The following is a 20,713-nucleotide window of genomic DNA, read 5'->3' as shown; positions in this document are numbered from 1 at the left end:
ATGATCGTTCGCCGACCGGCAACAATGCCGGCGATCCACGCGCCTTCGCCCGTTCGCTAGCCGAGCAACATGACAGCACCGGATTATCGGACTCGTTTGACGGCTCCGGATCTTGCCGCGCAGCAGCGAATAGTGGTTGACTGTTTAGCAATTGCCAATTGCATTACCGCAATTGGTGTGGCGGTGGACGAATGAGGTTGATGTGAAAGCTTTGTCGATGCGGGTTGCCAGCGCTGTCATCCTCGCCGTCGCGCTGTGGGGCATCACGGCGACAGCCAGTTCCACCGTTACCGTCCAGGCGGCCCCGAACTTCGAATCCCTCATGGTGCCTTCGGCGGCAATGGGTCGCGACATCCCGGTGGCCTTTATGGGCGGCGGACCGCACGCGGTGTATCTCCTGGACGCGTTCAACGCCGCACCGGGTGTGAGCAACTGGGTCACGGCCGGTAACGCCATGAATACACTTGCGGGCAAGGGAATCTCAGTCGTCGCACCCGCCGACGGCGCCTACAGCATGTACACCGATTGGGACCAGGACCGCGGCAAGCAGTGGGATACCTTCTTGTCGAGCGAGCTCCCGGATTGGTTGGCCGCCAACAAAGGATTGGCGCCGGGCGGGCACGGCGCCGTCGGTGCCGCACAAGGCGGTTACGCCGCGTTAGCGCTCGCCACCTTCCATCCCGACCGATTTCGTTACGCGGGATCGCTGTCGGGCGTGCTCACTCCCGAACGGACCGGGGTCAACGGTGCCATCACCAACGTTCTGAAGAATGAAGGCGGCGTCGATCCGGTGAACATGTGGGGGGCGCCCCAGTTCGGCCGTTGGCAATGGCATTCCCCGAATGTGCACGTGGTGCGACTGGTCGACCAGAACACCCGACTGTGGGTGTTCAGCCCGGCCGCCGGCAGCCCCAGCGACGGTGGCGCGGTCGGCGCGTTCCCGGATATCTGGCAGAGCACCTGCCGCGACTTTTACGCAAGCTACCGCGCCGCCGGCGGACACAATGGCCACTTCGATTTGGGAGCCGGGGGCGGCAACGATTGGGGCACGTGGAGCCAGCAGCTCGGCGCATTGTCGGGTGACCTGGCCTCGAACATCAGATAACTGCCCAGGTAAAACCGGGTAAACCGGCACGCGACTTACGTGATGCGTCGGTCGGTCAGCACGACACCTTGATCGTGAAGGGCGTCTTCGTCGGCTCGGGAGACTTCGGGCCGTAACCCACCGCGACACCGGCAATCTGGTACGTGCTGTCGTTTAGAACGACGGTGGCGTCGTTGCCTGCCAGACCCTGGTTGTAGTCACCGGAAAAGCCGTCGAGATTACGGATCCGGACAAATTCAACGGTGAGCTTGCCCGCGTTGGACACCATCACGGTTAGGCCCGACTCGTCATTGCCCGCGGAGATCGTGCTCAAGTGCCGCTCCGGCGGCGCGCACCGTACGGACTGCATGGCGGGGAGTTGATTGCCGTCGATGGCAACCTGCGCCGAGCCCGGGGGCAACGTTCCCGCGGCTTGTTCCGCCAGCGCCTCCGACGAGCACGCGGCGCCGCTGCCGATCACCAACGCGGCTGCAGCGACCAACGAAACCCTATTCGACACGGCAATCCCCCTCTTCGTGGATCGTGCTGGAAGTCTATCGCCACCCGGCGGGCGCTCACAAGCATTTTAGGACGCCAAGGTTCAGAATTTCTAGATCTTTTTTAATCGCGCGTCAAAGATGCCCCGCCGGGGCCTCGGACGGACGCCAGGTCAATTGACGAACTGGTCAGTAGATAGGCGGCGGAACATATTTCGATACTGGAGTACCAGGCAGTCTTGACTCGTGGATTTGCCGCTTGAACTGTGAAATGATCACAAGTTATGACCGCCAGCGAGCTCGCTCGACGCGCCTCGGCGCTCCCGACCTTGGCCATGTTTAGTGCCACTGTAGTTGCGCTGGGCGCCGCCACCGCCGCGCCGATAGCAAACGCCGACAACAATCGGCTCAACAACGGGATCGCCCAAAGCGTCTACAGCGTCAAACGCCAGGCCGGATGCACGACCGACTTGAAGAACAACCCGGCGCTCGAGCTGGCGGCGCAGCGCCACGCTGAGGACATCCTCGGAAACCGGGCCCTCGACGGCGATATCGGCTCGGACGGGTCGACCGCGCAGGCCCGCGCCCAAGCGGCGGGCTACCGGGGCACGGTCGCCGAAACTGTGGCCATCCTGCCGTCAGCGTCGATCAACGGCATTGACATCCTTGGGAATTGGTACTACCGGCCCGACTACTTCGCGATCATGTCCAACTGCGCGAACACCCAGATCGGCGTGCGATCGGTGAACAGCCCGGATCGCAGCGTGCTGGTCGCGGTCTACGGCCAGCCTGGTTAAAATCAGCTGCCACAAGCGATTTCCAGGCAGCACTGCAGCGATATCGGGTAATTTAACTTTGATTCAGCTGGTCACAAATGTTTGCAGCTACGCTACGCTGAGCACATGATTCGCACATTCGGCGTCTTTTCAACCTTTTTGGCGATTTGCCCGCTAGGGGTTTACTACGCCGCAGATTCGTCCGCATCTCCCCCGGGTGGAAGCGGGCAATGCTCGTTCGTGCTGGAGGGACCGAAAGTGGTCAGCAACTCGGGCGTGAATCAGGTGATGGCGTCGGTGCACGCGGGCGAGTGCACACTGCACGCGCACACCGAAGCGACGGTGTGCCTATCCATCGTCGGCGACGAATCGGCCGGGCAGTGCGGGTCGGGATACGACCCCACGCCCGCGGTGGTCTACTACCCCTACCGGCCCGGGGCGACGTACATCGTCAAAGGCCAAGGATGCGCGGACGTCTTGGAGGGCAGCAACAGCCCGGGCACGCCATCGACCGTCTGCCAGAGCATCGCGCCGTCGCGCGTCACGCTGTAGCCCTAGACCGGATCGAATCCAGAAATCAACCAGCGTCCGCCGACCTTGTCCAGTGTCACTCGAACACTCGACACGGAATCGGAGGGCGGACTCTTGTCAACGACCGCCGTCTGGTTGACGAACAGCAGAGTCACCGCGTGGTTGGGAGTCGCTGAAACCGCCGCCGCCGCCGGCACGGTCGCCGTCGTGGAGATGTGCTCCTTCTTTGCGCCCGGGATCACCACATCGTTGATCAGCTGCGAGTAGGAATCCTTGAACGCGCCGGTCATCCGACCTTTGGCGGCTTCCAAGTCCTTTTCCACGGTGTCGGACTTGTATGACAGCAACGCGATCGTGGAATCCTTTGCGGCCGCCAGCGATTCGATACGCGCGAGCTGCGTCTCGCGAGCCGAGGAGTCCTGCCACTTCAAAAATCCCGCGGCCCCGGCCAATACCAGCGCCAGAGCGGGAAGCAACCCGTACACCACCACCTGGGGCCAGCTGATGCGGCGTTTGACTTTCGTCGATTCTTCGGCCGTATCTTCGACGTCAGCATCGTCGGCTAGTGCGGCCTCGGCCTCGTCACTGTCCAACTCGTCCAACAGGTCCGGGTCTTCCGAAGGCTTTTCCGCTGCGTCGTCGAGTGGTTCCTCAACCGGGTGGGCGGATTCGTCGTCGGCGGTCTCGGACTTGGTTTTGCTTTCGCCACCGGCGCGAGGTTGCGGACGATGGCTTGCTCGCCGGCCTATGACGCCGCGCGCGCGTGCCCACGGCCGCCGGCTTTTCGCCTCGGCCGATTCAGCGTTCTCCGAGCTCTGCTCGCCGTCCTCCTCGTCGGGTTCGACCGCGTCGACCTCGCCGGAATCCTCGGCACACACCGTGTTTTCGGTGTCTTCGAGGTCACTGTCGACCGAATCGGTCGTCTTCGCCTTCGCGGCGGCCTGCTTGCGTTGAGCGTCGGTTCGAACCCCCACAGTGGCTGATTCCCCTTCTGGTTTTTCGGATTTCGGCTTGGTCATGGGACAAAGGCGACGTTGGAGATTTTGGTATCGCTACCCGACTTTTCCACCGTGATTCGCATTCGCCACTGCCGAGGCGCCTGATCCTCCACACCGAGATTGGTGGTCTTGATCGACACGGCGACCAGCACCTGTGCCTTATCGCCCGACTCGGATTCCACACCCGCTTCGGTGATTGTTCCCACCGACTTGGACTGTGCCTTCTTGAGCACGTCGATGAAAGGTTGCTTGCGCTTGGAGAATTGGTCGTAGAACTGACCAGTCGCCGAGTCCAGAACGCGCTGAACGTCTCCCTCGGCGTGCTGCCAATCAATCGTCGTCAGGTTCAGCGCGCATTGCCGTCCGATCTGAAGAAACATCTGGCGCTGCGATTCGGCCTGATGCGACTGATACGAACGGAAACCCAGCCACCCGACGGTGGCTGCCAGGGCGACGATGATGGTCGCCCCGACGATCGCCGCCAATCGCAACTGCGACCGCTTGGCCGGCGCCGGATCCTCGTCGCCGGCGTCGTCTTCGCCGGCATCCTCGTCGCCGGCGTCTTCTTCGTCAGTGACGTCGTCGTCAGTGACGTCGTCTGCGACTGCGGCGTCGTAGTCCTCGGCCTCGTCGACGTCGCTATCCGAAGTTACGTTGTCTGCCGTCTTATTCAGCTCCCCGTCGGGGGTGTCAGCATTTGCTGCCATGTTCGCTCCTTGCCGGCACCCCCAGCCAGCGTGGGCTGCTTGTACCTTTGCCCGTCCGGACCAACATACTCCCCGGTGGCCGGATCAAATTCGGCTGCCGCGATCGGCGGCGCCTGCCCCAGCGAAGCCGCTGGGGCTTGCCCCGTCGGAGCCGGCGGCCCCCCGGGGAATCCCGCGGGAATCGGCTCCCCCGGATCAAATTGTGGAACACCCTGCCCGGTCAGCGTCGCGTTCGGATCGCCCTTCCAGTTATAGCCATCGTTGAGCGGAATGTAGGGCTCATTGCTTTCGCACTGCTTGACCGTAGCGGCCCGCTTGCCGGGCCGTGTTTCACACGGATAGTTGCGCGCACCGCGAACCGCGTTGAAGTGCGAATCCTGCGGTATCCGGCAATACACCAGCCCCGGCGGACGCGGCGGAGTGTCCTCGAACACTGCCGAGCGCTGCTGCTGAACCGGGAAGAACCCGGTCGTACACGCAGGCGGCCAGTTCAGGTTCAGGTTGAAGTCCAGTTGAAGACCCCGATACGGACCCTTGAGATCCTTGTCGGGCAGTTGGATCGCCTGGGCGTCGGCAACAATCTGCGGCAGCTGGACCAGCAGCGCCTCCAGGTTGTCGCGGTAAGTCAGTCCGACCTCACCGACCTTGTCCAGGTTGGACACCGCGTCCGGAAGCGTCGGCTCAACCCGGTCGATCACCTGGCGGATCGTGTCGAACGTCGGGCCGATCTTGTTAAGCCATCCGCCGAAGTTGCCGCCGTTTTGCTCGGCCGTCTGAATGTCTTTGGAGACGTGGGCCAGGTGCGCGGCCCAGCCCTGAATCGAATCCGCGGAGTCGATCTGGCTTTCCAGCAACGGCATCGGCTCGTCGATCAGGGTCAAGATCGCGTCCAGGTTTTTGCGGGCGTCGATGGCCAATGTGGCTCCGCCGCCGATGAATCGAGACAGTTCCGGCCCGAGTCCCCCCACCGCGGTGTAGGACTCGTCGACCACCGTCTTGAGGTTGCCGCGCGGGATCGCGTTGAGGCCGCGAGTGGCCGCCAACAGCAGTGAATTGATATTCGGCGGAATGGTGGTCCGATCCTGCGGGATCACGTCACCGTTCTTGAGCATGGGGCCCTTGCCGCTGCGCGGCACCAGATCCACGTACTGCTCACCGATCGCCGAGGCACTGTGCACGCTCGCGGTGAGATCGGCAGGGATCTTGTAGTCCGAGTTGAGCGAGAGCACCGCCTCGACCCCAGAGTCGGACAGCTGCACCTTGGACACCTTGCCGACCTCGACACCGCGGTACGTGACGTTGCCGGCGCGATACAACTCCCCCGCCCGCTCCAGCTGCACCTTCACCGTGTACCGGCCGATTCCGAGATACACGGCGGGCAAGTGTGCGTAGTACAGACCGACCAGCCCGGCCGAGACGATGGAAATCACGGAGAAGATCGCCAGGGTGATCATGGTTCGCCGACTCAGTCGCATATCACGGCCCCTGGTTGAACTGGTAGGGCGCAACGAGTGGGTTGCGCGCGGTGTAGGGGCTGGGCATCACCCCGAGGGTGCGGCCCCACTGCATCTCGAGTTCGGTGAGATTGCCTTCCCATCGAGTGCCGGTGAAGAACGACGAGTCGATGCGGCTCAGCGTCAAGTCGATGATCGCCGTCAAGTTTCCGTAATCGCCCCGGATCCATTTGGCCACTGGCGGTTTCGAGAACAAAGGCACCGTGAGGTAGTCCAGGCTGCGGGTTAGCGCAACGCCGGAGTTGGCTAGCGACTTCAGGACCGGACCGAGATCGCCGAGTTCCTTGATCAGGTTGTCCTTGGATTGTTCGAGAACGTCCGAACCAGGGTTGCTGGCATTGCCGAATTGATCGAGGGCTTCGCCCAGCTTTCCGCGCTCGTTGTTCAAGACCGCCAACGCATCCGGAATGGTCTTCAGCGCCCTATCGAGAACCGGCTTGTGTTCGGCGAATTGGCCGACCAAGTTGTTGAAGCTGTCCAACGCACGGATGATGTCGTGTTTTTGATCGTCTAGGTAGGCGGTGAACTTATCCAACTGCCCAATCAGACTTCTCAGGTCTTGTTCACGACCAGTAAACGCGGTGCTCAATGCCCGGGTGATGTCTTGAAGCTGGCCCAAGCCGCCACCGTTGAGCACGAGCGACAGGGCGCCCAGCGACTGCTCGGTGGTCGGGTAGCCACTGGCCGACGACAATGAAATCACCGATCCGTCATGCAACCGGCCCTCCGGCGCGACACCGGGGGGCGTGGCAAGTTCGATGTGCAACGTGCCCAGCAGGCTGGTCTGACCAATCGTGGCCGTTGAATTTGCCGGGAGCTTGACGTCGGGCTCGATCTTCATGGTGACCAGCGCGTGCCAGCCTTGACGTTCCACCTTGGCCACATTGCCGATCACCACATTGTTGAGTTCGACACGGGAGTTCTCCTTGAGGTTCTGCACATCCGGCATCTGCGCCTGGATTGTGTAGGACCCCGGCCCTTCCCCCGCCCGACCCGGCAGCGGTAGCGAGTTTGCGCCCCGGAAGCCCCGGAGCGCACCACAACCCGAAGCCGTGGCTACGGCCACCGTGATGAGAAGCAGCGCACCGCAACGGCGCCAGCTACTGAGGCTCACTGCCCACCTCCGACGTCTCCCATGTTTTCCACGACGCTCGGCAACATCATTGAGCGCAGGCCGCTGGCCGGATCGACCGGAAGCGGGTTTGCCGGTTTGGCCGGTACGTAAGGCGCGTTCGTGTTGATCATCCCGTTGCCGAAGTAGTTGAAAATCTCGTTCGCGGGCGGCAGCGGCCCTGCGGGATCCGGCACATGACGGAACGCCTCCGTCGGCGGCGGCCCCGACGGCGGAATGTAGTCCGGCCGCAAAAAGTCCTCGCTGTAAGTGACCTCATTGGGACGCGCCGATTGCCCGACGAATGGGTTGAATCCCAGCGGCAAGAAATTAACCTGACGGTTCTTGATGATGGGCGCCATGTATTGCACGCAGAGTTTGGCGGATTGCTCGGCACCCAGCCTCGATGCCGCCTGCACCGCCGAACACAGGAACTGCAGTGGATTGGCGAAGTTCTGCAATGCCAGCGCGCCGGTGAACGCGAGCTGCGACGGCTGATAGATGTTCAAAACGTTCTGAAACACGTTGGGCCCCACGTGCAGCGCCTGCTTCACGTCGTCGAGACTCTGCACCAATGCATCGGTCAACTCCGCCAGCTTGTCCGACGTGACGCCCAGCGTCTCACGATGCTCATTGAGGAAGTCGATGATCGGGTCGAGGTTGTCGTTGAGCACCTTCATGTACGCGCCAATCTCGTTGTCGGCCAACGCCGACGACACCGCGTTCAGGTTTTGGTTGAGTTGGCGAAGCAGTCCGCCGCTGTCACGCAGCGCGTGCACCAGTGCCGCCAGGTTCTTGAACGATCCGAACAAATCGCCGCTGTGATCGGCAAGCGCCGAAACCGCCTGGGACAGATGGATTATCGCCTCTCGGATGTCGGCCCCCTGGCCGCGAAGGTTGCTGGCCGCGGTGTCGATGAATTCGCCCAACGTGCTGACCCCACCGGGTTGGGTGGGTTGTAGGACGTCGGTGAGCTTCTCGAGCTGCGCGCGCAGATCGTCCCACTCCACCGGGACGGCGGTACGAGCCAGCGGCAGCACGGTGCCGTTGGTCATCGCCGGGCCTCCCGTGTAGACGGGGGTCAGTTGAAGGGCCCGGACCGTCACCAGCGACGGGGACAGCACGACCGCATTGGCATCGGCGGGCACTTTGTACTTGGCGTCGTACCAGAACGAGACCTTGACGCGGTCGGGCTGCGGCTCGATTTTCTCGATCTTGCCGACCGATACGCCGAGGATCACTACGTCGTCACCGACGAAGATGCCGTTGGCGTTGTCGAAGTATCCGACGACATTCGTGCGTTCACTCGGCCACCACATCCACGCCGCCGCCCCGGCAACGAGTACGACTGCCAACACCGACGCCAAGATCATCTGTGACTTGCGGGTTTTCACTGTTGGCCCCCTTGCGCAGGACCAGGCCGGGGACCGAATGATTCAGACGGTGCGAGCACCGGCCCTTGGTTCGGTGGTACTTGTCCGGGCGCGGGCTCCTGGACCGGGCCCGTCGACGCATCGCCCGGCCCCGGACCCAGTGGCGGCGGCCCCGGCGGCGGTCCGCCCGCCGGCGGCGCTGGGGGTTCGGGCCGAAGCGGATAGCAGCCAGGGGCGCCCGGCCTGCCCGGGACACTGCACGGGAGGTCGCCGGGGTTGCCGGTGATGGCGTCGGGAATGTTCAGGCGCGGATCGCCGCCCTGACCGGTCCGCGGGTAGGGCATCGGCAACGGGGGCGTGGCCGGCTGGCCGGTCTGCGGATCGGTGAGCTGCGAGGGCAGCAGGGTCGCGGGATCCAACCCGAGGTCGGAGAAGGCGGAGTCGATGAAGGGCTGGACGAACTGGCCCGGCAACAGGTTCACCAGGTAGGCCTTGAAGAAGGGACCCGAGGCCACCGCCTCGCCCAGCGCGAGGGCGAAGCTGTTGAGACCCTTAAGCGCCTCCTGGATGCGCGCCTTGCGATTGTTGAGCAGCCCAAGCACCCCGTTGAGTTTCTCCAGGGTGGGTTTCAAGTTCGCGTGGTTGTCGTCGATGATTCCCATCAGCGCCCGAACGATATTGCTGTTGTCGTTGAAGATTCTGTCCAGGTAGCGGTCCTCGGCTTTGAGCCGAGCCAGCAGCATGTTGGTGTCGCCGACGAGGTTGACAATCTGCTCGCTGCGATCGCCGAGGACCTTGGTCACCTTCGCGGCGTTGCCGAGCAGATTCCGCAGCTCTTTATCGCGCTCATCCAGGGTCTTGGCGAACCGAGCCACTCCCTCTGCCGCCGCCTTGACTTGCGGTGGGGTCCCATTGAATTCGTTGGCCACCACCGAAAGCGCGGTCGACAGCTGGTCGGTGTTCAACTTGGCGACCGTCTTCGAAAGGTCGCCCAGCACATCGGGCAGCTGGTATGCCGACGTGGTCCGCTCCAGCGGTATCGCCCCGGTGAGCGGACGGTCACCTCGCGGCGTGAGCTCGATGAGCTTGCTGCCCAGCAGGGTCTTCAATTTGACCGACGCCTCGGTGCGGTCGCCGAGGCGTATGTCGCCGGGAATGCGGAACTTGACCAATACCTTTGGTCCGTCCAGGCCGACAGACGACACCCGCCCGACGCGGGCGCCCGAGACCTCCACGACGCTGTTGGTCTCCAGCCCTCCGGCCTCGGCGAAGTATGCCGAGTATTCCTTGTCGCCGGTGAGAAAGGTCAGCTTGTCGTAATTCAGCGCAATGAACACCGCCAGCGCAACGGCGGCCATGCCAATTATTCCGATTTTGTATGGATTGCGCTCCGAGAATTGCTTCATCTCGAAGAGACGTCGGTATGCACGGATCATTTCGGGGTGCACCTCCCGGAACGCTGGCTGGCCAATGTCACGTAAGTCGGCTGTCCGTTCTTGCCGTTCACCTTCAATATCGCGTCGCAGAGATAGAAAGTGAAGAAGTCGCCGTACAGGCCCTCTCGGCCGATGATCCGGTAATCATCGGGCAGGGTGTTGATCAGATTGTCGACAAAGTCCTTGTCTGCCATGATGGTTCCCGCGACGCGGCCCCCCTCATCCACCACTGGTTTGAGCGGAGTCCGCGCCGCCTCGACAACCTCGTTGCCGACCTTGAAGAGGCGCGCGGCGCCCTTGAACCCATTCGCGACGTCGTTACGTCGGTCCTTGAGCGTTTGCATGATCGTCGATAGCGAGTCCACCGCCTTGGCGACCTGTTGGTCCTGGTCGCCAGCCGAAGCGAGCACTGTGTTCAGGTTCGTGATGAGTTGTCCGAACAACTGGTCGCGATCGGCCAGCGTGCCGGTGACCGACGCCGCCTGAGTCAGCACCGATCCGATCGTCGCGCCCTGGCCCTGTAGCGCCTGTATCAACTGACCGCTCAGCGCGTTGACCTGATCGGGGTCAAGCGAACGAAACAGGGGCCGCAGACCCCCGATCAACGCGTCCAGATCCAGTGCCGGCTGGGTGCGGCCCAGCGGGATGGTTGCCCCGGGGTTGAGTTTCTTGACGCCCCCCGCACCTTCCTCCAGCGCAAGGAATCTGCCCCCGAAAAGGTCGTCGTAACGGATAACCGCCCTACTCCCCTCGGTGAGCGTCACCGAATTGTCCGCAGAGAATTCGACCCGCACCGTGGAATCGGGCTGAACGGCGATCGACTTGACCTTCCCTACCTCGACGCCCGCGATGCGGACAAAATTGTTTTCCCGCAGCCCCGAGACGTTGGCGAAAACCGCGCTGTAGTTGTTCGACTCCTCGAAACGGAACTGACTGAAAACGGCAAGCAGCAAAGCAATGCCCAACGAACACACGGTGGCATAGATGGCAAACCGCACCAATATGCCTCGGAAGTTCTCGTGCAATGTTCGCCTTTCTCGGACGCGGGTCGGGTGCGCTAGCGGGGCTTGGCCGGCGTTCCTGGATACGGTGGTACGAATGGCTCGGAACCGGCCGGCGGCTTGCCCATCCCTGGGTCTTTCGGTCGTCCGGCGGGCGGAGCCGGCGGCAGACCCGGGAACAGCGGCGTGCCATCTGGCGCGTATCGCTGCGCACCGTAGGGCGGCGCCCCGGGGTACGGCACCGGGCCTGGCGCCGGACCGCCCTCGTCCTTCAAGGTCGGCGGCAACGGTGTCCCGCGGCCACCCGGCCCATAGTTGGCGTAGCCGGGGAACCCGATGCCCGGGTTCGGTCGCACATCTATGCCCGGACCGAAGCCCGAGTTGGTGATCAGGTAGCGCTGCGGGAAGTTCTTCTCGACGTCGGGCAACGAGCCGCAGCTCGGGGTTCCGCCGGGACCGCCCTTGATGTCCACGACGGGCAGATTGTCCGGATACCTATAGGCATCGTCACCGAAAAGCAGGCCGGCGTCCGCGAGGAACGATCGCCCGTTGAACGTGAACGCGTCGGCGTAGCCGCGATCCATGACGAGCTTGGCGCCGAGGAACGTACAGGTGAGTTCGGGGTTGTATTTCATCAACAACCGCGTCGTCGGCTCGAGCTCCTTGATCAGATGGATGAGGTTGGTCGTGTTGGCCGGGCTGAACAGCTTGTTACCGCTCTTGCCGAGCCCGGCGAGGGTGACCAGGGCGTAATCAAGGTCTTTGGATTGCCTCGTGATGACGGTACTGGCGTCGGCCCCGGCATCCAGCACCGTCACCAAGCTCTGCGCCGCGCCCGCGTAGGTGTCGCTGAACTCACCGAACGCGCGCCAGTCGGACCGCAGCAATTCGCTGCGGGGATTGACCTCCATCAGCACCTGATTGAAATCGGTGATGGCCTGGCCGATGACTTCGCCCTTGCCGCGAAAACCTTCCGCCAGCGCGGATACCACCGCGTTGATCTTGGCGGGATCGATCTGGTTGAGCACGTTAACAAGATCCTTGAGCACCGTGTTCGACTCGATGCTCACCTTGTTCGTGGTCAACACCGCTCCCGCGGCGAGACGTTTGCGGCTCGGGTCAGCAGGCGGGCGCAGGTCGACGTATTTGGCGCCGAAGACGGTCGGCGAACTGATCTGCGCTTCAACGTTGGCCGGAATGTATCTGAGCTGACTGGGATTGAGCTCCAGCCCGAGGGTCGCGCCATTTTTCGCGTCGATCGACGAGACCCGGCCGACTTCCACACCGCGATACTTGACGACCGCGTTGACGTCCATCACCAGACCGGCCCGGTCGGACACCAGGGTCACGTTGGCGTAGTCGACGAAGTCTCTCTTGAAGGCCATCACGGATAGCGGGATTGCCGCGATAACCAACACAACCAGAATCAGCGCGTACCAACCCGGATGCGGCGCACGTGTCTTTTTCATCGGCGTTAACCCGACAGGTGAAAGTCGCCGGACTGCCCGTAGAGAACCAGGGACAGCACGAAGGTGAGGGTGATGGATACACCGATGGACGCCCGAACCGCGCGACCGACCGCCTCACCGACACCCGCGGGCCCACCCGTGGCGGTGAAGCCGTAATAGGTGTGGATCAGCATGACGATCACCGCCTGCACCGTGCATTCGAGCCCCGACACCAGGACGTCCCTGGGCAGCAGGAAGGTATTGAAGTAATGATCGAAACCTCCGGCTCCCTGGTGGTAGGTGAGGAGCACGATGCTCCGAGTCGTAAAGACCGATCCGACAAAGGTGATGCAGTACAGCGGCGGAACCACCAACAGGCCAGCCAGCACCCGGGTCGTCACCAAGTACGGGATGGAACGAATGCCGATGACTTCGAGCGCATCGATCTCCTCGCTGATCCGCATCGCCCCCAGTTGTGCGGTCGCACCCGCACCGATGGTGGCCGCAAGGCCGTTGGCAACAATGAGCGGAAGCTGCAGGCGCACGTTGGCGTAGGCCGAGAAGAATCCGGCGATCGCGCCGACACCGATGCTGCTGGCCTGGATGTAGCCGAAGATGCCGACGATGGCCGCCGCGCTGCCGGTCAACACGGCGAGGATCACGACCTCGCCACCGATCAGGGCCAACGCACCGACGCCCAAGCTCATCTCGGAGACGACGCGCAAGGTCTCCGATTTGTATTTGACGATGGTTGTGCGAATGGCAAGCAGAGCCTTGACATAGAACTCCATTTGCTCGCCGAGGCGGGTCCAACCGCCGGCCCATGTCTTGGCGGTGCGGGTCAGCCGCGGGTACCGAGCACTCACCACGATCTTCGCGTCTGCGGTCATGTCGCCAACGTCTGTGTCGCGGTGAGGACGCTGATGATGATGTTCGCGATCAGCAGCGCCATGAACGTGAAGACCACGGTCTCGTTGACGGCGTTTCCGACACCCTGCGGGCCACCGCCGGCCGACATTCCCTTATAACAGGCGATCAATCCGGCGAGCACGCCGAAAACAGAGGCCTTGAGGAAGCTGACAACGACCGTGGGGCCATTGGTGAGCAGCGTGAGGCTCGACGCGAACGCACCGGGGTTACCGTTCAGCGCGTAGACCGCGAACATGTAGTCCGCACTCAGCCCGGCGATCACCACGACGGCATTGATCAGATTGCCGGTGATGAGGAGGGCGACCACCCGGGGTACCACCAGGCGGTGAACCGGATCGATGCCCAGGACTCGCATCGCGTCGATCTCTTCGCGAATAGTTCGGGAGCCCAAATCGGCGCACATGGCCGTGGCGGCGGCGCCGCTTAGGACGAACACCGTGGTCACCGGGCCGATCTGCGATACCGTCGCGAGCCCCGAGGCCGCGCCGATCACGTCACCCGCACCGAAGGAGACCGTTGCAACGCCGAAGAGGAAGACGACCATCCCGTTGAAGGCGATCGACTGCGCGACCGCCGGGAAGGTCGCGACCCGGGCAATGAACCAGCACTGCTCGACGACCTCGCGCCAGAAGAACGGTGGCCGGAACGCCTGGACAGCAGTGTCCAGCGCCAGCGCCATGAAGCTGCCGACTTCGCGAACCGGTTTGTCCAGCGGCTTTTTGGCCAGCCCGATCAGTGGGGCATTCGAGACCACTAACAACCCCTCCTGGTTTGCTGGCTGCCGGCTTTAAGGGCTGCCGCGAACCCAGCGCGGCAGGGCACGAACGGGCCCGGTGTGGTCGCCACACATGCCCTCCGCCACGCCGCCGGATAGGAATACGCTCCTGGCGCTATGTCAATCTCCCCCATCCGTATCCATCTCCCTCGTGCGGCGATTTCCAGCTTCGAGGTGATGCGCGCCGGACCACACTCTGAGTCTGATGTGTGCGGGACCACATTATGCAGCAACCAGTCTCAAGTCAATACTTTTCTGACCTTGCCGTCTCAAAACACGTGTCAAGTAATCCGGCTACCGCTCCGGATCAGTCGACTTTCCCTGGCTTGCTTCAATTTTGGCGCACCGGACGAGAAATCCTGGACGGTTGGCCGGTCGAGCGTGAGTGTCGCTAAATATAGCGGCACTTAACTAATATTTTATCAATATTAAAGATTGGCCCGTGCCCGTCGGTGGAGTGTTCTTGCGGTTTCCGTGCCACGTCCTTGCTGGTCGACGGGGTAGACCGAATGGTCTTTCGGCCATGGGGTTTAGCGCCGCTAAACCTTCAGAGGCCGTGTCGTCAAAGCGATCTCGCGGCGCACCGAGGCACATAAGACTCATAGGCGGTTACACCGCCGCCGCCTGCCGATCGCGGCGACCTGACCGGTGCACCCCGCTGCGGCGGACTGCTCGACGTCCGCCTTACCGTCACGCGGGAAGTCCCCCGGGATCCCGCATGCGGTCGCCGCGCTGGGCGATTTGCACGAAAAGCCGAGCGCGGCGACCGCCATCACGCGATCAATCAGGACCCGCCGGCGCCGCGACGAAATCGGCCGTCGAGAAGTCCACTACTCTGACGACGTGCCGTCGCTCGCCACCCGCATCGCAGCCGCTTTCGCGGCCGGGTGCATCGCGTTGCTCCTCCCGTCGTGTAGCAGCGCGCCGTCGGGTAACCACGCACACCCAACCCGGAGCGACGACACACCCGTGATCACTGGCGAACCCGCCGCCTATACCCCCGCGGACGTCGCCTTCGCGAACGACGCGACCGCGCGCGAGGACCAAGGGATCAGCATGTCTCGGCTGGTCCCCGACCATTCGGAGAATCCCGACGTTGTCGCGTTCGCCGCCAAGGCCGTATCGGCCCTGCAAGTGGACACGCAGGTCTTGAAAGCCTTGCGGGCGCAATGGAAAGAAGGCCAGGACAACCCGAACGGGACCAGCAGCCCCCCGACCGCGCCCAACGCCCCGGACAACAACCAGACCCTCGCCAAGCTTTCGACATTGCACGGTCCCGAGTTCGACACGCTCTGGCTGAATTCGATGATCAGCCTGTACCAGGCAACAATCGACCTCGCCAATGGCGAAGTCGCGAATGGAAAGAACGTCGACGCCGTCAGCCTGGCCAAGCAGATCGTCAAAGCACGGCAGGCCGACGTCGTCCAGCTGCAACAGCTCCTCGCCGGTTGACCCGACTGGCGCGCAACGCTATTCACGGCAGCTTCACGCTCAGCCAGATTTCCGCACGCCCCTCGGGCAGCCGTAGCAGCCGCTCGAATATCGATGAGACAGTTAGCGTCTACTGTTTCAGGCTCTTCCCGTGTCGCTACCGTACATGTACGCTTGCGAGCCATGCGTGCCCCGACCACTTCCCGGAGTAGCCGGCGTGGCCGTGCCTAAGGTGAGCCTCGAGGCGTTGGTCGACGCCGCAGCCGACATCGCCGACGCCGATGGCATCGACGCGGTGACCATGCGTCGCCTCGCCGAGCGCTGTGGCGTCGGGGTCATGACGATCTACGGCTACATCCGCACCAAGGAACAACTACTGGCGGTGCTTGCCGACCGCTATCTGGCCGAGATCGATATGCCCGACCCCGACATGGCTTGGCAGGACCAAATGGTGACGTTGTTTCGCTCGGTGCGCGAGGTCATGCTCAAGCATCCGACGCTCGTCCCGATCATTGCCAACCAACGCCTCGACACCACGGCCGCCTACCGGGGAGCCGAGGTGGTGTGCGCCGCATTGCGCGCGGTCGGGATGCCGGACCGCGACGTGATCACGTCGTTCGCAACGCTGACGTCGTTCACGGTCGGGTCGGTGCAGCGTGAGCTGGCGGCGATGGACTCCGCGGCGCGACCGGTCTTGGCCGCCCTACCCGTTGCCGAGTTTCCCAACGTAGTCTCGCTGTTCGGCCCGCTGGTGACCGGCGACCCCGGACAGCATTTTTGCGACGGCCTGCAGATGGTCATCGGTGCTATCGACACCCGCGTACCCAAACGGCGGAAAACAAGACAGCTGAACCGCTGAAGTCCACCGGCGAAAGCGGAGATCGACAAGGAGGTCGAGGTTCTCATGCCAGCTCAGAATTTAATCAAACATATATTCAATATCCGGCGGGCTCGATGACAGAGCTCGGGCCGGGTGCCGATATCCTGGGCCCTCCGATCGCAAAGATCGTCGATTCGGCCGACGACATCACCACTACCTGGCTGACCGATGCACTCCATCTCGACGGGGGCCGCGTCGCCTCCTTCACAAGCGAACTGATGAGTGTCGGCCAGTTGGGATCGGTCGCGCGGTTGGCCCTCACCTATGAAGATGCTGGATCCGACGTCCCACAGACCGCCATGGTCAAGTGGCCATCCAAGGACGCCGGCAGCCGCGCAATAGGGGTCACGCTCGGTGTCTACGAGGGCGAAGTGCGCTTCTACCAGGAGATCGCGCCGACCATCGGCACCCGGGTCCCGGGGGTGTATTGGGCGGACATCGAACCGTCGACCGGCCGGTTCACCCTCCTCCTCGAGGACCTGAGCGAGATCGGCGCACCGGGTGACATGATCGCCGGCGGTACGCCCGACCAAGCCGCCCGGGCGCTCGAGGCGCTCGTCAACCTGCAGGCGCCGCGCTGGTCGGATCCGGCGTTACGCGAGAAGGATTGGCTCGCCCACCCCAGCCGTAGTCAGAACTTCTTCGCCGGGGTTGAGCCGGCCCTGCCATTGTTTGTGGAGCGCTTCGGCGACCGCCTTGCTGCCGAAGACATCGCGTTCGTGGAGCAGGTCGCGCCGTATGCGAACGCGTGGGCCACCCGGATGACAGCCGGCCCGGCCGTCGTCTTGCACGGCGACTACCGCATGGACAACATCCTTTTCCCACACGACACGACCGCTCCGGTAGCGGTGTTCGACTGGCAGGCGACCAGCCTGGGACCGCCGCTGGTTGACGTCGCTGTATACCTCGGTGGCTGCCTGTCATTGGAGGATCGGCGTAGGCAGGAACGAGACCTGTTGCGCCACTACCACGATGGGCTGATCGCGCAGGGAGTCACCGGCTTCACGTTCGACGACGTATGGGAAAGCTACCGCTGGTGCATTTTCTACGGGCTGATGCTCAGCGTGCCGTTCTCGGTCCAGTTGGAACGAACCGAACGCGGTGACACGCTGTTCGCCGGCATGGTCCGCTCCTACACCCAACAAGCACGCGATCTCGAGTCGATGGAGCTACTGAGATGAGTAAGGCCGCCACCACCGCCCTGGCATTTTCGTGTGACCGCCACACGCCACCAAGCGATTTCGCCGCTGCGGCCGCCGCGGCAGCGCAAAGCGGAGTGGTCGACGAACTCCTGATCTGGGACCAGATGACGAACTTCTGGCCCCGTCAGCTCTGGCACCCGGACAACAGCCCGATGGCCGCGATCATCCCCGATCTGGACTCCTACTCCGACGCCTTCGCAATGAGCGCGTACCTGGCCGCTTCGGTGCCGGACATCGGAATGACGATCAGTACCGACGCCATCCGTCGCGGACCCGCCGAACTCACCCAGACCATGATGACCCTCGCCAACATGACCGGCGGCAAGGCCAAGGTGATGATCGGCGCCGGGGAAGCCAAGCAGGTTACGCCCTACGGCTGGAAGAGATCCGAAGGATTGGCGCGTCTGGAAGACCAGTTGAAAGGCTTCAACGCACTATGGGACAGCACCGAGCCGGTCGATCTGCCGGGTAATCACTGGACCTTCAAGCAGGCCTGGCTGGGGCAATCACGCACCCAGCGGCCGAACATCTGGGCATTGGGGGGTGGCCCGAAGCTTTTCGACCTGGCCACAACTTATGCCGACGGCATCTCGGCGATCGTGCCGTGCGTGGCACCCACACCTGAGTCTTGGGCCCAAACGGTCAGCACGATGAAGACCGAGCTGGAGCGCAAGGGGCGCGATCCAGAACAGTTCGAGTTCGGGATCTGGTTCATGTCGTTGGTGCACGAGGACACCGATCTCCTGGCGCGCGCCCTCGACAATCCGTTGATGCGCTGGATGGCGGGAGTTTTCGGGCGCCTAGACCAAAGTGCTTGGGATGCGGAGGGCATCGAACCGCCCCTCCCCCGTGATTGGCACTACGCGGTCAAGCTGCTCCCGGTGAAGTGGACTCAACCGGAAATCGATGGCCTGCTCAGCCGCACCACGCATGAAATGGCCAAGAAATCGTTCGTCTACGGAACCCCGGAATCCGTTGCGGCACAGGTAGAGCAGTACATCGACGCGGGAGCAACCTGGGTCAGCGTCTGCGACATCCTGCCGCTACTGCTCGATCCGGCCGACGCGCAGGCCGGCCTCGCCCGCAATATCGAGATCTGCGCTCGACTCAAGAAGGCAGGCAATCCATGACGGACCGAGTCGCCGACGACCTCAGCGCATTCTTGATCTCGGGCCGAGTGGTTTCGCAGCGCCCGGCCGACACTCACGATGAGACCGGTGCGCGCACACCCGTCGACGGCATAGCAGACGGAGTAGCTGCCGACCGTCTGGGTTTTCGCCGCGTCTTCATCTCCGAGCGGTGGAATCTCAAAGAAGTCGCGGTGCTGCTGGCCGCGGTGGCTGCACGCGCACCCCGCATCGAGGTGGCCACCGGTCTGGTCTCGCCGGCGCGTCGTAATGTCCTGCACATGGCCGCATTCGGCGCGACCATGCATGCGTGTTTCGGCCCGCGATTCGTGCTGGGGCTGGGCCGCGGCGACCACAGCTATCTGCGTAGCGAAGGTTTGCGGACACAGGGATTCGACGGATTGTGCGACTACGTCGACATTGTTCGCCGGCTGTGGGACGGCGAGACGGTTACCTACGAAGGGCCTGCGGGTCGATACGAGGGCATCAAGCTCGGAGACGTGTACGACGGTGCGCAGCCGAAGATCTGGTACGGCACCTTCGCGCTCCCCAAGGCCGCCAACGCAGTCGCTCGCTCGTTCGACGGCGTTCTGCTTCCGCCGGTGCTCACCCCGGCCGCGACCGCGGCGGCCGTGGCCCGAATTCGGCAGGCGTGCGAGCGCGCCGACCGGGATCCGGCGAGCGTGCGGATCTGCCAATGCGTGATCACCGCGCCCGACCTGTCCGACGATGAGACTCGCGCGCTGGCACACGCGCGCGCGGTCACGTATCTGCAGGCGCCCGAGTATGGGGACGCCCTGGTCCGGGCCAACGAATGGGACACCGCTCCGGTCGAAAAACTGCGCGCGCACAACCAGTTTCGGGGCAACAACGAGATGGCGGATCTGACGTATCACCGGATTCAACTGATGGAACCCGCGCGGTTGGTACCCGATGCATGGATGGAGGAGACCTGCGCTCTGGGCTCGGTCGACCAATGCGTCACCCAGTTGCAGCGGTTCCGCGATGCCGGTGCCGACGAAATCGCAACCTACGGCAGCACACCCGTGCAGAACGCGGGATTGATCGACGCATGGCGGGCACGCGATCGCGTGGCTCAAGGTGCCGCGGGAGGTGTTACACCTTCCGGGTAGGCGCCGAAAATCGTCAGGCGGGTCATCTCTTCGAGGAACGCCTCGACGCTCGGACGCTGGCGGGTTGAGCCCTCGAACATCCAGTCCCCGAACACCGCGATCGAAAACACCATGCCAAAAATCACCCGCGTGACGACCGCAGGGTCAAAATGACGGAATCCGCGTTCCGCGATCTCGTCGTACATGATGGCTTCGAAGCGTTCGAGCAGACGGCCCATCTGGGGAGCCGACGTGGTTTCGGCGCTCAACGGTCCGCCCACGGCGCGGGCTCCGATCATCTCGTGGATCAGTCGCCGATTGGCCGACAGCACGTCGTAGACACCGCGATAGAAGTCATACGTCTCCACGTAAGGGGTCTTCATGCCGCGCGGCCGCGCCGCCCAGTCCGCCACGTATTCGGAGACGAAGGTGTTGAACGGCGCCAGCACCGCCTCTTCGAAAAGCTTCGCCTTGGATCCGAAGTGCCGGAAAATCATTGGCTCCGACACCGAGGCGGCCCGGGCGATTTCCCGCGTACTTGTGCCCGCGTAGCCGCGCTCGGCAAACAGGGCGCGCGCCGATTCCAGCAGGAGGCGCCTTCCCTCACCGCGCGTGACCGCCTGGCCGTTGACCTTCGTCTTACCGGGCACGCAGCCATTTTCGCATTGACCGCTATCTCCCGACGGCCGAATGTCGGCAGACGCGTGTCGCGGATTGGGCGTGGCGATACCCGAGGTCCCCGTCAAGACAGAATGATCCAGGAGCTCCGGGGTCGTCATG

Annotated in this window: 20 protein-coding genes; 8 read left to right on the top strand and 12 right to left on the bottom strand. The window is 63.3% G+C overall.

Annotation, left to right across the window (positions count from 1 at the left end; genetic code table 11):
• The first annotated feature begins 217 nt into the window (after window positions 1-217).
• Entirely contained in the window at window positions 218-1,105 is an 888-nt protein-coding gene (locus G6N55_RS27195; RefSeq protein ID WP_085221370.1) for an alpha/beta hydrolase-fold protein, read from the top strand.
• A 55-nt stretch (window positions 1,106-1,160) separates the two neighbouring features.
• On the opposite strand, the gene G6N55_RS27190 is transcribed toward G6N55_RS27195, so the two are convergent.
• The gene (locus tag G6N55_RS27190) at window positions 1,161-1,604 is read right to left on the bottom strand and encodes a lipoprotein LpqH (RefSeq protein WP_163667533.1); all 444 of its coding nucleotides are present in this window, start codon (window positions 1,602-1,604) and stop codon (window positions 1,161-1,163) included.
• A 261-nt stretch (window positions 1,605-1,865) separates the two neighbouring features.
• On the opposite strand from G6N55_RS27190, the gene G6N55_RS27185 reads away from it, so the two are divergent.
• The gene (locus G6N55_RS27185; protein WP_085221368.1) at window positions 1,866-2,378 is read left to right on the top strand and encodes a CAP domain-containing protein; all 513 of its coding nucleotides are present in this window, start codon (window positions 1,866-1,868) and stop codon (window positions 2,376-2,378) included.
• Between the two features lie 237 nt (window positions 2,379-2,615).
• Window positions 2,616-2,909 carry a hypothetical protein gene (locus G6N55_RS27180; RefSeq protein WP_085221367.1) on the top strand — a complete coding sequence of 98 codons (294 nt, stop codon included), beginning with the start codon at window positions 2,616-2,618 and terminating at the stop codon, window positions 2,907-2,909.
• A 2-nt stretch (window positions 2,910-2,911) separates the two neighbouring features.
• Here the strand turns inward: G6N55_RS27180 and G6N55_RS27175 are convergent, their stop codons facing one another.
• The 10 genes from G6N55_RS27175 to G6N55_RS27130 all read right to left on the bottom strand — a co-directional run bounded on the left by G6N55_RS27175 (window position 2,912) and on the right by G6N55_RS27130 (window position 14,160).
• A complete protein-coding gene (locus G6N55_RS27175; RefSeq protein WP_372517624.1) occupies window positions 2,912-3,481 on the bottom strand; it encodes a hypothetical protein in 570 nt (189 codons plus the stop codon).
• A 422-nt stretch (window positions 3,482-3,903) separates the two neighbouring features.
• Window positions 3,904-4,593 (bottom strand): tetratricopeptide repeat protein, encoded by a 690-nt coding sequence (locus G6N55_RS27170; RefSeq protein ID WP_085221707.1) that lies wholly within the window; start codon window positions 4,591-4,593, stop codon window positions 3,904-3,906.
• Entirely contained in the window at window positions 4,557-6,068 is a 1,512-nt protein-coding gene (locus tag G6N55_RS27165) for an MCE family protein (protein ID WP_085221366.1), read from the bottom strand. Before G6N55_RS27165 ends, G6N55_RS27170 begins: the two co-directional genes overlap by 37 nt.
• 1 nt (window position 6,069) lies before the next feature.
• Window positions 6,070-7,221, bottom strand: a complete 1,152-nt coding sequence (locus G6N55_RS27160) for an MCE family protein (protein ID WP_085221365.1) — start codon at window positions 7,219-7,221, stop codon at window positions 6,070-6,072.
• Complete coding sequence (locus G6N55_RS27155; protein ID WP_085221706.1) at window positions 7,218-8,591, bottom strand: MCE family protein; 1,374 nt, start codon at window positions 8,589-8,591, stop codon at window positions 7,218-7,220. The genes G6N55_RS27160 and G6N55_RS27155 overlap by 4 nt, the downstream gene beginning before the upstream one ends.
• Window positions 8,592-8,608: 17 nt before the next feature.
• Window positions 8,609-9,997 (bottom strand): MCE family protein, encoded by a 1,389-nt coding sequence (locus G6N55_RS27150; protein ID WP_085221705.1) that lies wholly within the window; start codon window positions 9,995-9,997, stop codon window positions 8,609-8,611.
• A gap of 26 nt (window positions 9,998-10,023) precedes the next feature.
• The gene (locus tag G6N55_RS27145; protein WP_085221364.1) at window positions 10,024-11,052 is read right to left on the bottom strand and encodes an MCE family protein; all 1,029 of its coding nucleotides are present in this window, start codon (window positions 11,050-11,052) and stop codon (window positions 10,024-10,026) included.
• A gap of 32 nt (window positions 11,053-11,084) precedes the next feature.
• Window positions 11,085-12,497, bottom strand: coding sequence for an MCE family protein (locus G6N55_RS27140; RefSeq protein ID WP_085221363.1), 1,413 nt, complete (start codon window positions 12,495-12,497; stop codon window positions 11,085-11,087).
• A gap of 5 nt (window positions 12,498-12,502) precedes the next feature.
• Window positions 12,503-13,366, bottom strand: a complete 864-nt coding sequence (locus G6N55_RS27135) for an ABC transporter permease (protein ID WP_085221362.1) — start codon at window positions 13,364-13,366, stop codon at window positions 12,503-12,505.
• A complete protein-coding gene (locus tag G6N55_RS27130) occupies window positions 13,363-14,160 on the bottom strand; it encodes an MlaE family ABC transporter permease (RefSeq protein ID WP_308206511.1) in 798 nt (265 codons plus the stop codon). The genes G6N55_RS27135 and G6N55_RS27130 overlap by 4 nt, the downstream gene beginning before the upstream one ends.
• Window positions 14,161-15,150: 990 nt before the next feature.
• On the opposite strand from G6N55_RS27130, the gene G6N55_RS27125 reads away from it, so the two are divergent.
• The 5 genes from G6N55_RS27125 to G6N55_RS27105 all read left to right on the top strand — a co-directional run bounded on the left by G6N55_RS27125 (window position 15,151) and on the right by G6N55_RS27105 (window position 19,954).
• Window positions 15,151-15,633: a DUF305 domain-containing protein gene (locus G6N55_RS27125; RefSeq protein WP_163667530.1), complete on the top strand. Its 483-nt coding sequence runs from the start codon at window positions 15,151-15,153 to the stop codon at window positions 15,631-15,633.
• Between the two features lie 196 nt (window positions 15,634-15,829).
• Window positions 15,830-16,471: a TetR/AcrR family transcriptional regulator gene (locus tag G6N55_RS27120; RefSeq protein ID WP_163667527.1), complete on the top strand. Its 642-nt coding sequence runs from the start codon at window positions 15,830-15,832 to the stop codon at window positions 16,469-16,471.
• A gap of 95 nt (window positions 16,472-16,566) precedes the next feature.
• Entirely contained in the window at window positions 16,567-17,673 is a 1,107-nt protein-coding gene (locus G6N55_RS27115; protein WP_085221359.1) for a phosphotransferase family protein, read from the top strand.
• Window positions 17,670-18,824 (top strand): LLM class flavin-dependent oxidoreductase, encoded by a 1,155-nt coding sequence (locus G6N55_RS27110; protein WP_085221358.1) that lies wholly within the window; start codon window positions 17,670-17,672, stop codon window positions 18,822-18,824. The genes G6N55_RS27115 and G6N55_RS27110 overlap by 4 nt, the downstream gene beginning before the upstream one ends.
• Window positions 18,821-19,954, top strand: coding sequence for a TIGR03857 family LLM class F420-dependent oxidoreductase (locus tag G6N55_RS27105; protein ID WP_085221357.1), 1,134 nt, complete (start codon window positions 18,821-18,823; stop codon window positions 19,952-19,954). Before G6N55_RS27110 ends, G6N55_RS27105 begins: the two co-directional genes overlap by 4 nt.
• Here the strand turns inward: G6N55_RS27105 and G6N55_RS27100 are convergent.
• Window positions 19,918-20,712: a TetR/AcrR family transcriptional regulator gene (locus G6N55_RS27100; RefSeq protein WP_085221356.1), complete on the bottom strand. Its 795-nt coding sequence runs from the start codon at window positions 20,710-20,712 to the stop codon at window positions 19,918-19,920. The two genes, G6N55_RS27105 and G6N55_RS27100, sit on opposite strands and share 37 nt — an antisense overlap.
• Window position 20,713: the final 1 nt, after the last annotated feature.

The organism is Mycobacterium florentinum (assembly GCF_010730355.1).
In the GTDB taxonomy this organism is placed as follows: Bacteria; Actinomycetota; Actinomycetes; order Mycobacteriales; family Mycobacteriaceae; genus Mycobacterium; species Mycobacterium florentinum.
This window is presented reverse-complemented; position numbering and strand designations above follow the sequence as displayed.

What these genes read in the sequence shown, in the direction of transcription:
- G6N55_RS27185 (WP_085221368.1), top strand. Translation starts at nt 1,866, where the DNA reads ATGACCGCCAGCGAGCTCGCTCGACGCGCCTCGGCGCTCCCGACCTTG.
- G6N55_RS27170 (WP_085221707.1), bottom strand. Translation starts at nt 4,593, where the DNA reads ATGGCAGCAAATGCTGACACCCCCGACGGGGAGCTGAATAAGACGGCA.
- G6N55_RS27135 (WP_085221362.1), bottom strand. Translation starts at nt 13,366, where the DNA reads ATGACCGCAGACGCGAAGATCGTGGTGAGTGCTCGGTACCCGCGGCTG.
- G6N55_RS27105 (WP_085221357.1), top strand. Translation starts at nt 18,821, where the DNA reads ATGACGGACCGAGTCGCCGACGACCTCAGCGCATTCTTGATCTCGGGC.
- G6N55_RS27165 (WP_085221366.1), bottom strand. Translation starts at nt 6,068, where the DNA reads ATGCGACTGAGTCGGCGAACCATGATCACCCTGGCGATCTTCTCCGTG.
- G6N55_RS27110 (WP_085221358.1), top strand. Translation starts at nt 17,670, where the DNA reads ATGAGTAAGGCCGCCACCACCGCCCTGGCATTTTCGTGTGACCGCCAC.
- G6N55_RS27140 (WP_085221363.1), bottom strand. Translation starts at nt 12,497, where the DNA reads ATGAAAAAGACACGTGCGCCGCATCCGGGTTGGTACGCGCTGATTCTG.
- G6N55_RS27155 (WP_085221706.1), bottom strand. Translation starts at nt 8,591, where the DNA reads ATGATCTTGGCGTCGGTGTTGGCAGTCGTACTCGTTGCCGGGGCGGCG.
- G6N55_RS27150 (WP_085221705.1), bottom strand. Translation starts at nt 9,997, where the DNA reads ATGAAGCAATTCTCGGAGCGCAATCCATACAAAATCGGAATAATTGGC.
- G6N55_RS27100 (WP_085221356.1), bottom strand. Translation starts at nt 20,712, where the DNA reads ATGACGACCCCGGAGCTCCTGGATCATTCTGTCTTGACGGGGACCTCG.
- G6N55_RS27115 (WP_085221359.1), top strand. Translation starts at nt 16,567, where the DNA reads ATGACAGAGCTCGGGCCGGGTGCCGATATCCTGGGCCCTCCGATCGCA.
- G6N55_RS27195 (WP_085221370.1), top strand. Translation starts at nt 218, where the DNA reads ATGCGGGTTGCCAGCGCTGTCATCCTCGCCGTCGCGCTGTGGGGCATC.